A 15,232-nucleotide genomic window follows, 5' to 3' on the forward strand; every position below is an offset into this window, starting at 1 on the left:
CCGCGCGTCCCGGCGCACGACGGCCGGCGACACGAGCCGGGGAACGCCGTGGCACGCTCGGGGACACACATCGATCGACATCTTCGTGATCCCCCCGTGGGACCGGCCCCTCGAACCGAGCACGCGCGGCGGCGGCTCGACCGCGCAGACCGTCGGGGTTCCACCCCGACGCCACGTCAATCCCGGAAGGAAGCAGCTCATGTCGGTGACGTCAGATCTGGAGAACATATTCAGGTCGCCAGCGAACATTCCCGCTGGCGAGTCGGTGATCCGCGGGATGACCCGCGCGTGCCAGGCGGCAGACGCGGTGAACCTGGCCCAGGGCATCCCGAGCTATCCGCTTCCGCTGAGCCTTCAGGAGGCCGCCGTGGCGGCCATCCGCTCGAACGACAACCAGTACACGTCCCCGCGCGGCAGCGAGCCGTTCCTCCAGGCCATCAGTGACTTCGAGCAGCGACGCTGGGAGATGCCGACGCCCTACGACCCGGAGACGCAGATCTGCGTCACGTGCGGGGCGACCGAGGGCATGCTGGCCACGCTGCTCGCCGTGGCGGAGAAGGGCTCCAACGTCATCATCGTCGAGCCGGCCTACGAGTCCTACGCGGTCAACCTGCGGCTCATCGACGTGGAAGCCCGGTACGTCCAGCTGAAGGGGCCGGACTGGGTGCTGGACCCGGCCGAGATCGCCGCCGTCGCCGACCGGAACACCCGCGCGATCATCATCAACTCACCGCACAACCCGACCGGGCGCGTCTTCACCCGGGAGGAGACCCAGGGCCTGGCCGACGTCTGCCTGCGGCTCGGCATCATCGTCATCCACGACGCGATCTACGACGAGCTCTACTTCACGAACGAGCGGCCGCCCAGGATCTCCGACATCCCCGGGATGGACCAGCAGTCGATCACGATCAACGCGCTCTCCAAGATGTTCTCCGTCACCGGCTGGCGGGTCGGCTGGGTGACCGGGCCGCAGCGCCTCATGGAGCGGGTGGCCCGCGTGCACGACTTCCTCACCATCGCGGCGCCGACCCCGTTCCAGGCGGCCGGCGCCGCGGCGCTCTCGCTGCCGGGCAGCTACTTCGAGGAGTTGCGGGAGGTCTACGGCAAGCGGCGCGACATCCTCGTCACCGGCCTCGAGAAGTGCAACATCGAGTTCCAGCGGCCGGCCGGCGCCTATTACGTCATGTGTGACGCCACCTCGTTCGCGCGCCCCGGCGAGGGGGAAGCGGAGCTGACCCAACGCCTGCTGCGCGAAGGCGGCGTCGGCGTCGTACCCGGCCTCTGTTTCTACGGCTCGGACCGGAGCGGCCCGCCGCAGATCCGGATCGCGTTCGCGAAGGGCGAGGACACCGTCGCCGAAGGCGTCCGCCGCCTCTACAACTACCTCAGCGCGAGCTGACGTAACCCCCCGGCGCACCGCCAAAACGCACCGGGCCTGGTGGAGACTCCACCAGGCCCGGTGCGTTTCCGCGTTCAGACCGCGTTGACGGGGGCGCTGGGCTCCGGCGCGTCGGCCGACGACACGTAGCTGGTGACGCCCTTGACGGAGGGGTTGGCGAGGAACGCCTTCAGCCCGATCTTGATGTCGAGCTGGTCCTCCAGCCGGGCCAGCAGGATGGCGGCGAGCAGGGAGTGGCCGCCCAGGTCGAAGAAGTTGTCGTCGACCCCGACCCGGTCGACGCCCAGGGACTGGGCGAACAGGTCGCACAGCACCGACTCGCGCGCCGTGCCCGGCGCCTGGCCGCTGGCCACCGCGCTGTAGTCCGGCACCGGCAACGCACGCCGGTCCAGCTTCCCGTTCACCGTCAGCGGCAACGCATCCATCACCACCACCGCCGACGGGACCATGAACTCCGGCAGCGTCCGCGCGATCTCCTGCCGGGCCGCCGCCGGGTCCACCCGACCACCGGGCGTCGGGACCACGTACGCCACGAGCCGCCGGTCACCGGGACGGTCCTCCCGGGCCACCACCGCGGCCTGGCCCACCTCCGGCTGCGCGACGAGCACCGCCTCGATCTCGCCCGGCTCGACCCGGAAGCCCCGGATCTTCACCTGCAGGTCGACGCGTCCCACGAACACCAGCAGGCCGTCGGCGTTCCACCGGACCAGGTCGCCGGTGCGGTACATCCGCTCGCCCGTCTCGAACGGGCAGGCCACGAACCGCTCGGCGGTCAACCCGCGTCGGTTCATGTACCCGCGCGCCATGCCCGCGCCGGCGATGTACAGCTCACCCGTCACGCCCACCGGCACCGGCCGCAGGCTGCCGTCGAGCACGTACAGCCGCATGTTGGCCATCGGGCCGCCGATCGGCACCGGCTGCGCCGCCTGCTCGTCCGAGAACTCGGTCATCGCGTGCAACGTCGTGAACGTGGTCGACTCGCTCGGCCCGTACCCGTTCACCATCAGCACGCCCGGACACCGCTCGACCACCCGCCGCACCGCGGTGCCGGACACCGCGTCGCCGCCGACCACCACCATCCGCAGCCCGGCGAGCGCCGACGGCTGCTCCGCCGCCACCGCGTCGAACAGCGCCGACGTGAGCCACATGGCCGTCGGGGCCGCCCAGGCGATCACCTCCGCCAGGCGGGAGATGCTCATCTCCTCCGGCGGCGCCGCCACGTGCGTGCCGCCGCGCAGCAGCGCGATCCACAGCTCGTACGTCGAGATGTCGTACGAGTGCGGCGAGTGCACCAGCATCCGTTCGTGCACGCCCTCCGGCCACCCCGGATCCCGCACCATGTCCACCACGTCCTGGTGGGTCACCGCGACGCCCTTGGGCACCCCGGTCGACCCGGACGTGAAGATCACGTACGCCAACTGGTCCGGGTGGATCTCCGCGTCCCGGAAGTCCTCCCGCGCCCCGGTGGCGGCGTCCCCGGCGGTCGCCAACAGGATCGGCGCCCCGTCCGGGCGCACCCGCTCGGCGAGTTCCGTCAGCTCCTCGTCGCACAGCACCGCCACGCTGCCCACGTCGCCGGCCACGAACGCGATCCGCGACTCCGGCCAGCTCACGTTGACGGGCACGTACACGCCGCCCGCCTTCAGGACCGCCAGCAGCGCCACCCACAGCTGCGACGACCGCCGCATCACGACGAGGACCCGCGACTCGGCGGTGACGCCCGCGTCCACGAGCAACGCCGCCAGCCGGCTGGACCGCTCGTCCAGCTCCCGGAAGGTCAGGCTCGTCCGGCTGTCGACCACCGCGACCGCCTCCGGGTCCCGGGCCACCTGGGTCGCGAACACCCCGGGCACCGTCGCCGCCTCCACCTCGAGGGCGGTGTCGTTCCACCGGTGCAGCACCAGCTCCCGCTCGGCCGGCGTCAGCAGGTCCAGCTCGCTGATCCGCCGGGTCGGCTCGGCGGCGGCCTGGTCCAGCAGTCGCGCCAACCGGCCGCCGAGGGCGTGCACCGTCGACTCGTCGAACAGGTCCCGGGCGTACTCGAACGAGTAGCGGATCCCGGCCGGTGAGCCGTCGGCTTCGTACTCCGGGCGGAAGAACATGCTGAGGTCGAACTTGGCCGTCTCACCGGCCAGCGACTCGGCCCGCGCCTGAAGGCCCGGCACCTGCCACTGCTGGCTGGTGTCGTCGTCGATGGTGAGCATCACCTGGAACAGCGGGTGCCGTGAGGCGGACCGGACCGGGTTGAGCTCCTCCACGAGGCGCTCGAACGGCACGTCCTGGTTGGCGAACGCGGTCAGGTCCAGCTCCCGCACCCGGCCCAGCAGCTCGCTGAAGTTCGGGTCCCCGGACAGGTCCACCCGCAGCACCAGCGTGTTGCCGAAGAACCCGACCAGATCGTGGAGCGCCTCGTCGGTGCGGCCGGCCACCATCGTGCCGATCGGGATGTCGGTGCCCGCCCCGGAGCGCGACAGCAGCATGGCCAGCCCGGCCTGCAACACCATGAACACCGTCACCCGGTTGGCGCGTGCCACCTCCTCGAGACCGCGGTGCAACCCGGCGTCCAGCTCCAGCTCGACCAGGCCGCCACGATGCGACGGCTGCGGCGGGCGCAGCCGGTCGGCCGGCAGGTCGAGCTGGTCGGGCAACCCCGCCAGCGCGGAGCGCCAGAAATCGAGCTGCCGCGCCAGCACGCCGTCGGAGTGGCGGTCCTCGCCGAGCAGCCGGCGCTGCCACAGCGTGTAGTCGGCGTACTGCACCGGCAGCGGCGCCCACTCCGGCGCCTGCCCCGCCAGCCGTGCCCGGTACGCCTCGCTCAGGTCCCGTACCAGCACCTCGGCCGACCAGGCGTCGCTGGCGGTGTGGTGCATCACCAGCACCAGCACGTGCTCGGTGGGCCCGGTCCGGAACAGCCACGCGCGCACCGGCAGCTCGCCGGCCAGGTCGAAGACGTACCGCACGGCCTGCTCCAGCAGGCCCGGCAGGCTGGCCTCGTCGGCCACCGCCATGGTCACCTGCGGCACCGCGACCGCGGCGTCCACCACCCGCTGGTACGGCTGGCCGTCGGCGACCGCGAAGACGGTACGCAGCGCCTCGTGCCGGCCCACCACGTCCCGCAGCGCGGCCATCAGCGTCTCCGCGTCCAGCCCGCCCCGCAGCCGCCACGCGAACGGCACGTTGAACAACGGGCTCGGGCCGTCGTACTCGTTCATGAACCACAACCGCTGCTGCGCGAACGACAACGGCAGCCGCTCCGGCCGGTCCACCACCCGGGTCAACGGCGTACGCGCGCCGGTCGCCTCCCCGAGCGACCGGGCCAGCGACTGGACCGTCGGATTCTCGAACACCGTCCGGATGTCCAGCTCCACGCCGAGCGCCGAGCGCACCCGGCTGATCAACCGCGTCACCATCAGCGAGTGACCGCCCAGGTCGAAGAAGTTGTCCTCGACGCCGACCCGGTCGACGCCCAGCACCTGCGCGAACAGCTCACCCAGCACCGCCTCCTGCGGGGTGGTGGGTTCCTGACCACCGGCGGCGGCGCCGAAGTCGGGCGCCGGCAGGGACAGCCGGTCCAGCTTCCCGCTCACCGTCAGCGGCAGCGTGTCCATCACCATCACCGCGGCCGGCACCATGTATCCCGGCAGCTTGCGGGCCGCCTCCTGCCGCAGCGCCGCCGGATCCACCTGACCGCCGGGCCGGGGCACCACGTAGCCGACCAGCCGCGGGTCGCCGGGGCGGTCCTCCCGCATCACCACCACCGCGCGGCCCACTCCGGGCTGCGCGGCGAGCACCGCCTCGATCTCACCCGGCTCGATCCGCAGTCCCCGGATCTTCACCTGGTCGTCGGCGCGTCCGAGGAACTCCAGTTGGCCGTCGTTGGCCCACCGGACCAGGTCCCCGGTGCGGTACATCCGCTCCCCCGTGCCGAACGGGCACGCCACGAACCGGTCCGCCGTCAACGCCGGCCGGTTCAGGTAGCCCCGCGCCAGCCCCGCGCCGGCGAGGTACAGCTCGCCGGTTCCCCCCATCGGGACCGGCCGCAGCCGGTCGTCCAGCACGTACACCTGCGCGCCCGGCAGCGGCCGGCCGATCGGCACCGGGCGGTCGTCCCGCTCGGGCCCGGCCGCCAGGTCCCCGGTGGTGGCGGTGGCGTACACCGTGGCCTCGGTCGGGCCGTACGCGTTGATCACCTGGGCGCCGGGCACCGCCGCCCGCACGGCCCGCAGCACCGGCCCGGTCAGCGCCTCGCCCGCCAGCACGACCGTCTGCGCGGTCGCGGACGTCTCCGCGGCGGCGAGCACCCCCGCCATCGCCGACGGGGCGGTGCTGATCAGGCTGCCCGACCAGCCGCCCCGCGCGAGCACCAGCACGTCCTGCACCACCTCGACACACCCGCCGCAGGCCAGCGGTCCGAACACTTCGAACACCGACACGTCGAAGCTCAACGACGTGGACGCCAGCACCCGGCGGAACCGGTCCGCGCCGAACGTCGACGCCGCCCACGACACGAACCACGCCGCGGAGTGGTGCTCCACCGTGACGCCCTTGGGCCGGCCAGTCGAGCCCGACGTGTAGATCACGTACGCCGGGTGCCCGGGCCGCAGCGGCGCGACGCGGTCCGCGTCGGACACCGCGGTGTCGGGCAGCGCGGCCACCTCGGCCTGCACCGCCGGGTCGTCCAGCATGATCGTCAGCCCGTCGCGCACGCCCGGCTGTCCGCCGTCCGACGCCGCGCCCGGCGCGGTGGTGGCCAGGGCGCGCGAGGTGAGGATGGCGGCGGGGGCGGCGTCGGCGAGCATGAACGCGATCCGGTCGGCGGGGTTGGCCGGGTCGATCGGCAGGTAGGCCGCGCCGGACTTGAGCACCCCCAGGACCGCGACGATCATCTCCGCGGACCGTTCGGTCGCCACCGCGACCAGCCGGCCCGGCCCGGCGCCGCGCGCGGCCAGGTACCGGGCCAGCCGGTTCGACCTCGCGTCCAGCTCCGCATAGGACAGCGACACGTTCCCGGACACCACCGCCACCGCGGTGGGGGTCCGGGCTGCCTGCGCCGCGAACAACTCACCCAAGAGCTCCTCCGCCGGAGCAGCAGAATCCGGCGTTTCCTGATCACTGACGCGCGTTGTCACGGCTGCTCCACTCACGCTCGACTTTGATTGGACTGTTGAGCCATATGGCGGTCCGATGCTCTGCTCCGCACCTGAGGCAAGCGGCGCTGGTTCTCGTTATCACGAGAACCAGGTAAAGGACATCGCTCGCTCACACCGGTCGATGACCCAGGATCACACTCTGTTTCCGGCGGCGCATCTCCGGGAGTGCTCGCCCGTCGTTTTGTCCGCAGCGACCCACATCCTGGCAGGTCCGACGGTCAGCGCCGCGGTATGCGTACCGGCCTGCGACATGTCATCACCGATGCGCCCCGGCCAGCCATCGGACGCCCATGTCCGCCATTGCCCTCGACAATAGAAGACGCGCGTGAGCGGTGTCGTGACACGGCGCCCAAATGGTGTTCCGAGAGACGCGGTGACTCGCGGTGCTCCATTTTCCGGCTCGAATCGTCAGGCCGGCGCGGCTGCCGCTGAATACGACGGTGAACGGGATCGGCGGCGCGTCCGCCGGCACACGGCCGTACGCCCCGACCGCCGGCGGCGCCACTCGGCGGGCCCGCGACCGCGCGCGGGCGGTGGTCGACGGGCCGGCCGGCGCCACCCGGACCGGTCCGGGCCCGCCCCGGACGCCCACCGCCCCACCGGCGCCGCCGACGGACGACATGGAATTCCGTGACCGCGTTGTCTATGGTGCGGTAGGTGATTGACCGTCGTAACTGCCTGGGACTGGAGTCGCCGGTGTCGATCAGCGTGCGCCGCGTCGTCAGCAGTCAGTCCGTCCGATGAGGACCCGCGTCCACCACGCCGGGACGGTGGCCGTCCTGGCCGCCGTGGCGGTGGCAACCAGCACCGCCCCGGCCTGGGCGCAGGCGCACGATCACGAGGCCCCGGCCGGCGTGGCCCCGAGCGGTGGCCTCGCGGTCGTCATCCGCTGCCTGAGCCTGCTGGCCACCGCGGCGGCCGTGGCGACGGCCTGGGGCGGCGGCCGGGCGGAGCGGTCGCGGACCTCAGTCGCCGCGGTCGTCGCCGCCGTCGCGGACATCGGCGCGATCCAGGCGTGCGGCACCGCGGTGGTGCCCTCGATCCTCCTCGCGCTCGGGACGTTGACCCTGCCCTGGCTGGTGACCCGCCCCCGGGCGGCGCTCGCGCTCGGCGCGGTCATCGGCGCGGGTCGCGTCCTGCAGGCCGTGCCGGAGGGATCCCCGGCCCGGGCACTCACCGCCGCCGGGCTCCTGGCCGCGATGTGCTGTGTGGGCGCGATCTCCGCGATGCTCGCCGGTCGCCGTGGCGCCGGCCCGGTCGCGTTGGGCCCGGTGGCCACCGGGGCGGCGTTGGTCACCGCCGGCGTCGCCACGGCGTACTGCGTGCGCGGCGAGGTGCGGCTGGACGCCACGCTGCTGTGGTTCACGTTCGGCTGGCTCAGCGTCGCCTACTTCGGGCTCGCCGCCGTGGCCGTGACGATCGGGCCCGCGTCGCGCCGGCTCCAGGCGGTGACGGCGGCAGCCGCGCTGGTGGCGGGCGTCGGGCTGGTCGGTGTCCCACTGCCGCCCGCGCCGGCCGACGTCGGGATCCCGATGGTGCGGCAGGTCGACGCCGCCGGCCACCGGTTGCCCGTGCTCGTCACCCCGCAGCGCCCGGGCTGGAACCTCGTCCACGTCGGCGCCGACGACGTGCGGGTCGGCCTCGACCCGGGCCGGCTGGCCGCGACGGGCGCCCGGCCCGGCACCACCGGATCGTGGGGGCTGGTCCGGCTGCCGGCCGGCCGCAGCCGGCTCTGGCTCGCCCACGGCGGCGCCACCGCATCCCTCGCCGTCGACACGGGCCGGGCCGGCCCCGGCCCGGACGTGACCACCCCTGACGGCCCCGAGTGCGCCAGCGCGAGCCTGGGTGCCGTGCTCGCCGGCGCCGGGCGACCCCTGGCGGCCTGTCCGGCCCAGGAGCTGACCACCGAGGACGCCGACGCGCTGCGGGCGATGGTGTCCTTCATCGCGGGGCGCGGCGTCACCGCGATCTCCGTCAGGTCCGACGACTCGCCCCGGGGCGTCGCGGCCCGGCAGCTCGTCGAGGCCGCCGCTGCCGCCGAGAAACTCCGCGTCACCGACCCCGGCGACCACCCGCTGCTGGTGGTGTCCGGATGGGCGACGGCCGAGACGACGCTCCGTGCGGTGGCGGCCGACCGGTTGCCCGCGCAGGGCACCTACCTGGCGCCGTGGCTGCTCACCGGGCCGCTGCTGGCCATCCCGAGCGGTCCGCTGCTGCCGCTGCGCTTCGATGTGCGCGACGACGCCCCGACGGCGTACCTGACCGAGCTCTCCGAACTCTTCCCGCTCGAACCGCCGAGCGGAGCCGGGTACCTGACGTGGATGCGCCAGCGCGCCGTGCCCGCCGGGCCGCTGCGCCTCTACGCGGCGAGCCAACTGTTCGTTCCGGGCGCCGGTGGCCACGACCACCAGAGCACCACCTGGGTGCCCCACGGCACCGTCACGGCGGTGAGCGGCCAGTTGCCCTGACCGACACCCCGCGCGACACCCGGACGGCGGACGAGGCGCAGCGGTCGCTGCGCCTCGTCCGGTTGACTGTCTGTCCGGCGTTGCTACCCGGTCAGCGGAGGACCTTGTCGCTGACCACGAAGAGCACGCCGTGCGGGCGGGCCACGCCGACGCTGCCGTGCGGCCAGTCCTGGCGGTTGAAGCTCACACACGACTGGTGCGTCTGCTCGTCCCGGAACGCGGTGTCCGGGGACAGGACGCCGGCGCGGTCGAAGTTGAACATGCAGATGCGGTGGTCACCGTCGAGGCCGGTCTTGGCGACGAAGTAGTTCGAGGTGGCGACCCGCTCGATGTGGTCGGCCTCCCGGTAGAAGCCGTTCCGGTCCCGGGTGAACATGTCCTGGCTGCCCCAGTGCGGCCCGACGCCGATGTTCGGCGTCACCTTGTCGGCGACCGGCACGACACTGGTCAGGGCGGGACAGTCGGACTCCGCCCCGCCGGCGGCGACCTCCTCGATCGTGTCGATGTTGCACGCGGGGTTGGCCCCGGACGCGAGGAGTTTCTGGATGTCGAGCACGAAGACCATGCCGCTGGTGACGTCGCGCGGCAACCGCGGGTCGGTGCCCATGACCGTGTGGATCAGGAACCGGTCGTCGGGGGTGACCTGCAACCAGCTACCGCCGGCGTTCGACCCGGTGAGCACGCCGGTCGGGTCGAACCTGCGGTACGCCGCCGTGTCGTCGAAGATCTCCCGCCACTTCGGCGAACGACTGGTGATGTCGGGGGTGTAGAAGATCGACCCGCCGGCCATCGTGGAGGCGAAGGCGCCCCGGTGCCGGCGCTGGTTGGTGAGCGCGTTCTCCATCACCATGCGGTTCTCGTTGACGGCGATCGAGTCGTCCACGCGCGGCCCGTCGGGCAGGTACGACACCGAGCGCAGCTTCGGATTGTTCCGGTTGGTGATGTCCAGGACCCGGATGCTGGTCCGCAGCAGAAGCGGGTCGGTCTCCACATCGGAGGGTTCGAGGAAGCTCCTGAGCTCGGCGAAGTCGCTCGCGACCAGCACGTTGAGGTCCTCGCGGACCTGGAGCCCGTGCGGGTTGGCGCACGTCGCCGGCGTGATGCTCGGCCGGTTGTGGCAGATCGCCGGGTCCTCGCCGTTCGGCAGCGCCATCGGGATCTCGGCCAGCGTGCGCCCGTCGGCCGACATCCGGACCACCTGGCCGGGCGAGCCGTTGGCGCCGTTGCCGACGCGGACCTGGCCGTTGGTGTAGCGGCAGGGCCCGGCGATGTCGGGGCCGCCGAGGTAGGTGGCGTAGGCGGTGCCGTCGCGCAGGGACCAGAACGCGTCCGGCGCGGAGCCGCACGGCGTGTCGACGGGGAGGTTCACACCGGTGAGGCGAAGCACCGGCAGGCTCCGCGAGTCGAACACGTAGGCGGTGTCGCTCAGGATGCTCGCGGCGAAGATCCGCTGGCCCTTGTGCCAGATGTACTGCATGTGGTGCGGCTCGTTCTGACGTTGCGGACTCAACGTCACGGTGTTGACCACCTGCCCGTACGTCCGCGAGCCCCGCGTCGCGTCGATGACGGCGATGAAGTCCTTGGCCGCCGGGTTCGACGCGTCCGCCGCACCGGCCCAGGCCAGCAGCCACTCACGGGGACCGCCGCGAAACGCCGCCGCCGTGAGGTGGTTGGTGGCGGTGTACGTCCGGTGGTCCGAGCCCTGCACGCTCGAGGACACCTGCGTGACGGCGAAGGCCGTGCTGCCGGGCGCCGCGACCAGGCCCGTGCTGGCCACCAGGACCAGCGCCGCCGCGAGGCCGGCGACACGAGGGATGTGCAGTCTCGGCACGTGCTGTCTCCACATGGCTTGCTCCTGTCAGGACAAGTCGGCGGTGAGTTGGATCGGAGGTCCACTTGACCGGCCGGAATGCCGGCGAGGTACAGCGGGTCGTACGAGCGACCACCCGTGTTGCGCGTACCGCACCCGGTGCCCGTCGGGCCGCACCGGGGCATGTCGAACTCCCGCCGCCGATGAGGCCGGTCCGGAGTTCGTGCGTGTCGAAGGCGAACTGCTCGGGCAGGTGGTGCCGTCGAGCACGATGATCAGGTCGTGGCGTCGAAGCTGGCCTGTCCGACGCCGACATCCGGCGGCGGCGAATGTGGGTGCACGTTCCCGTCCAGGGTGATCGCAGTCCGATGAGACGACATTCGACGGGACGTCTTGCGTAGTCCCGTCCGGCGCATAGAGCGTAGACGATATTATCATCGCCGAAAGTTGAGTCAAGGTAATGACGATTGCCGACAGAACGCGGAGATCAATTGTCCCGGTCGAAAGTCGTCGACCATTCCTAACTGGCCATTGACCACCAAGCAGTGGCAAAACGTTCGAGACAGCCACGGTCGGCGGCCGTCAACCGCCGCCATGCGCCTCGTCGAGTCGGTCGCCACCGCCGGTGAGCCGGGCCGGCAGTGCGCGTCACCCACCCGGCACCGGATACGCCGGCACCGCCCGCTGCGCGCCGCTTCGGCCCGGTTCGACCTCCGGATCGGGGCGACAGCCGGCGGCAGGTCGGGCACGAGCAGAGTTGGTCGGGCCGGTGACCGGCCCGACGATGGAGTGGTGACCTATGACGCCATTGTGGTGGGGGCGCGTTGTGCGGGTGCCACAACGGCGCTCCTGCTCGCCCGAGCGGGACACCGGGTGCTCCTGCTGGAACGTGCCAAATACCCGAGCGACACGCTGTCCACCTTGTACATCCACCAGTCCGGGGTCGAACGGCTCGCCCGCTGGGGCCTGCTCGACCGGATACGGCAGACCGGCTGCCCACCGCTGACCACGGTCAGCTACCGCGTGGCCGACGTCTACCTGCGCGGGCCGGCGCCGACGCTACCGGGTGTGGTCGGCGCCTTCGCTCCCCGTCGATACGTCCTCGACCCCATCCTCGCCGAAGCCGCCGCGGAAGCCGGCGTCGAGGTCCGGGAACAGACGCTGGTCACCGGCCTCACCACCGAGGACGGCCGGGTGACCGGCGTCCGGCTGCGCACCGCGAACGGCGCCGAGACGACCGAACGGGCCAACCTGGTCATCGGCGCCGACGGGATGCGGTCCACCGTCGCCAAGTTCGTCGACGCGCCCCACTACGCCGAACATCCCAACCTCACCTGTGTCTACTTCACCTACTGGTCCGGGATTCCGGCCCACTTCGAGATCTACGAACGCACCGGCGGCTGGGTCGCCGCGGTCGGCACCCACGACGACCTCACCCTGATCGCCTCCTACCTGCCCCAGGAGCAGTTCGCGCAGGTACGGCGCGATCCCAAGGCCGCCTACCTGGCGAACATCCAGGCCACCGCGCCGCCCCTCTGGGAGCGCCTCGCCGAGGCGACCATGGCCGAGCGCCTCTACGGGACCGGCGACCAACGCAACTTCTTCCGCCAGGCGCACGGCCCCGGCTGGGCCCTCGTCGGCGACGCCGGCCACCACAAGGACTCCATCAACGCGCACGGCATCACCGACGCGTTCCACCAGTCGGAGCTGCTCGCCGCCGAACTCACCAGCGGCGACGACCCGTCGGCCACGATCAACGACCCGGTCCGCCAGCAGGCCGCCCTGGCCCGCTTCGCCAGCGCCCGGGACACCCAGATGAAACCGACCTACCACACCAACCTCGTCACCGCCCGCCTCGACCCCGACCCCCACCTGCTCAGCCTCCTGCGCGCCGTCCAGGACTCCCCGGAACTCACCGAGCGCTACTTCAGCGTGGTCGCGGGCATCCTCTCGCCGGAGGACCTGTTCACCAGGGATCTGCTCGCCCGGCTGTGAGCGGCGGGCGCGGACCCGAGACCGCAGTTGTCCGACAAGAATCAGCGCGTCGGCACCCGACGACGGCCGTGAGCGGCGCGCGATGACCCGAGCGGATAAGGATGACATGACCCGTTCAGACCTCGACGAACCGGTGCTGCGACGGCTCAGTCCCGGCGACGCCGATCCCATCCTGGTGGCCGACTTCCAGGCGCTGTCCATGGCGCCGCGTCTGAGCGAGATGCTCAGCGAGCGCCTGCCGGGCCGGCCGGTGTTCCAGATCGACCCCATCGGCGCGCTCAGCGGCAAGCGCCTCTACATTCCGCTGCCGGAGCTGGCCGAGGCCTGCGCGGACGAGTTCCTGAAGTCCGGCGCCGACCAGGGCCGGGTGTACGTGATCGGGCACTGCAGCTCCTCGGCGGTGGCCCTGCGCGTCGCGGGCCTGTTGGCGGCCACCCGGCCGGTGACCGCCCTCCTGGTGCAGCCGGGATGGCCCGACGACGAGCTCGTGCGGGAGAAGTTCGACGAGTACCTCGGGAAGTTCGGTCCGGCCACCCGCTCGTGCCCGGATCTGGACGGGGACCCGTCCGCGGTCGTCGCCGCGATGGAGCAGGTCTTCCAGGACGAGGTGACCGCGTTGGCGGCCGGCCGAGGGCTCGGCGGCACCATGGGGGCCTTCTCCGACCTGATCGTGTGGTACCGCGGCTGGCTCGCCTTCCTGCTGGCCGGCCGCAACGACACGTCCAGCACGGAGGCCGTCGGTCGGGCGACGGTGACGGCGCTGACCGACTCCCCCTCGACGGTCGAGGTGAAGGGCCTCAGCCGGGACGCCTACCAGGTGGTGGAGCTGCCGACGACCCAGCCGGCCGGTCCGATCAAGCCCGAGCTGACCGAGTTCATCGCGACGCGGGTCGAGCCGCGCTGACCAGCGCCGCCCGGGGCGATCCCGGGCGAGGACCCGCTCGACACCACGACCAGCGCCGCCCGGGGCGATCCCGGGCGAGGACCCGCTCGACACCACGACCTGTGCCGGCCGGTGGCCGGCACAGGTCGTCGTGTGTCCCGCCATCCGACGGATTCCGACGGGTCGCCATTCCTCGACTGCGATGTCGCCGCGTGGACCAGCTTCTCCACGGTTTCCCGGAAATCCGTCGGGAGAATGCCACAGCCGCGCTGAGTTGGAAGGGCCGAACGCGGTCGTCGTCAATTCGATCGACCGCGCCCAGCCCTGCTTCTCAATGGTGCGGTGTCCGATGTCGCGGACACATCTTCAACGGTGCGGAACGCGTTTCCGGCGGCCCGTGCGCGATGACGCGTCCGGTCGGACCCGCACCGCGCCACCGGCGGGCCGGCGCGGGGGCGCGCCGGGCGGTCCCGCCGACGGGCGGCTCAGCGCGCGCCGTGCGCGGTCGACGCCGCGACGGCGGCACGGATCCGCTGACGCCACTGCTCGTACGCGGGGCTGCCGTCGGCGTCCCGTTCGGCCACGGCGACGTCGTCGGCGAGCGCCGCGGCCTTCTCGACGGTCAGCCCGGCCAGCGCGGCGATCGCGGCCTCGGTGTGCGGCGGCACGGTGCCCGAGTAGTGGCGCGCCTTGGCGGCGAACACCGAACCCTGTGCCACCTCGGTCCACCGCGGCCCGGCCAGTCGTCGTAGCGTCGCCAGGTCGGCTGCCGTGCAACCGCCGGCGAACGTCGACGCCAGGCCGACTCCACTCCACAGGTCGGCCTGGCGTTCGGTGGCGAAGCGCCCGACCGCCGTGGCCACGTCGGTGACCCGTCCGTCGTGGATGAACCACAGCGCCCGGCCGATGCCCTGGTCCACGGCACGGTGGAAGTAGTCCGGACAGCCCTGGAACGGATACGACGGCGGCACCCGCTGCTCGTCGACCCACCGCCCGGTCTTGAAGTAGGCCAGGTCGAAGCCGTATCCGTCGACCGCGAGCCAGCTCATCGTCGGGTGGTACGGCGTGCCGTCGAGGTCGGGGACGATCCGCTTCCACAGCGCCCGCGGCAGCTTCGCCATCGCGAAGCCGATGCCGATGTAGGCCAGGAAGATGTGCGGCTGGCCCGGCCCGAGCAGCAGGTCACGGGTGCGGTGCCCGCGTCCCCCCCGCATCGCGTCGAGGACGGTGAACGCCATCGTGGCGCCCTCGTAGGCGAACCCCCGCTGCTCCGCCTCGACGAGGCTGAGCCGCCGCTCCACCTCCCACTGGTCGCGGGCGTCGATCCCCCACTCGAAGCCGCAGATCACCGCTTGCGGGATCGCTTCGAGGCGGCTCGCCGCCGACGAGGACGCGTCCGGGAACCCGCGGCGTTCGAACGTCACCTCGCGGAGCGGGGGTGTCAACACCAACCGGCGTAGCGATCCAAGCGTGGTCGGCATGCGCCCTCCCATACATCAACATCTCGGTACAGACTTGTGTGTTCGG

The 15,232-nt window shown here is 72.2% G+C and carries 7 protein-coding genes; 4 read left to right on the forward strand and 3 right to left on the reverse strand.

What is annotated here, in order from left to right:
- The first annotated feature begins 277 nt into the window (after positions 1-277).
- On the forward strand, positions 278-1,399 hold the full coding sequence (locus AB0B02_RS11400; protein WP_281942506.1) for a pyridoxal phosphate-dependent aminotransferase: 1,122 nt from the start codon (positions 278-280) through the stop codon (positions 1,397-1,399).
- 74 nt (positions 1,400-1,473) lie between these two features.
- Here the strand turns inward: AB0B02_RS11400 and AB0B02_RS11405 are convergent, their stop codons facing one another.
- A complete protein-coding gene (locus tag AB0B02_RS11405; protein ID WP_357299448.1) occupies positions 1,474-6,468 on the reverse strand; it encodes an amino acid adenylation domain-containing protein in 4,995 nt (1,664 codons plus the stop codon).
- A gap of 821 nt (positions 6,469-7,289) precedes the next feature.
- On the opposite strand from AB0B02_RS11405, the gene AB0B02_RS11410 reads away from it, so the two are divergent.
- Positions 7,290-9,017, forward strand: coding sequence for a hypothetical protein (locus AB0B02_RS11410; RefSeq protein WP_357299452.1), 1,728 nt, complete (start codon positions 7,290-7,292; stop codon positions 9,015-9,017).
- A 91-nt stretch (positions 9,018-9,108) separates the two neighbouring features.
- Here AB0B02_RS11410 and AB0B02_RS11415 read toward each other — a convergent pair whose 3' ends face one another.
- Complete coding sequence (locus AB0B02_RS11415; protein WP_281942511.1) at positions 9,109-10,863, reverse strand: hypothetical protein; 1,755 nt, start codon at positions 10,861-10,863, stop codon at positions 9,109-9,111.
- Positions 10,864-11,637: 774 nt separating this feature from the next.
- On the opposite strand from AB0B02_RS11415, the gene AB0B02_RS11420 reads away from it, so the two are divergent.
- Both AB0B02_RS11420 and AB0B02_RS11425 read left to right on the forward strand, forming a co-directional pair.
- Entirely contained in the window at positions 11,638-12,822 is a 1,185-nt protein-coding gene (locus tag AB0B02_RS11420; RefSeq protein ID WP_281942713.1) for an NAD(P)/FAD-dependent oxidoreductase, read from the forward strand.
- A gap of 106 nt (positions 12,823-12,928) precedes the next feature.
- Entirely contained in the window at positions 12,929-13,726 is a 798-nt protein-coding gene (locus AB0B02_RS11425; RefSeq protein WP_281942513.1) for a hypothetical protein, read from the forward strand.
- Positions 13,727-14,190: 464 nt separating this feature from the next.
- Here AB0B02_RS11425 and AB0B02_RS11430 read toward each other — a convergent pair whose 3' ends face one another.
- Complete coding sequence (locus AB0B02_RS11430) at positions 14,191-15,186, reverse strand: DUF1702 family protein (RefSeq protein WP_357299456.1); 996 nt, start codon at positions 15,184-15,186, stop codon at positions 14,191-14,193.
- Positions 15,187-15,232 lie beyond the last annotated feature (46 nt).

It is taken from the genome of Micromonospora sp. NPDC049240 (assembly GCF_040647835.1).
Lineage (GTDB): Bacteria > Actinomycetota > Actinomycetes > Mycobacteriales > Micromonosporaceae > Micromonospora.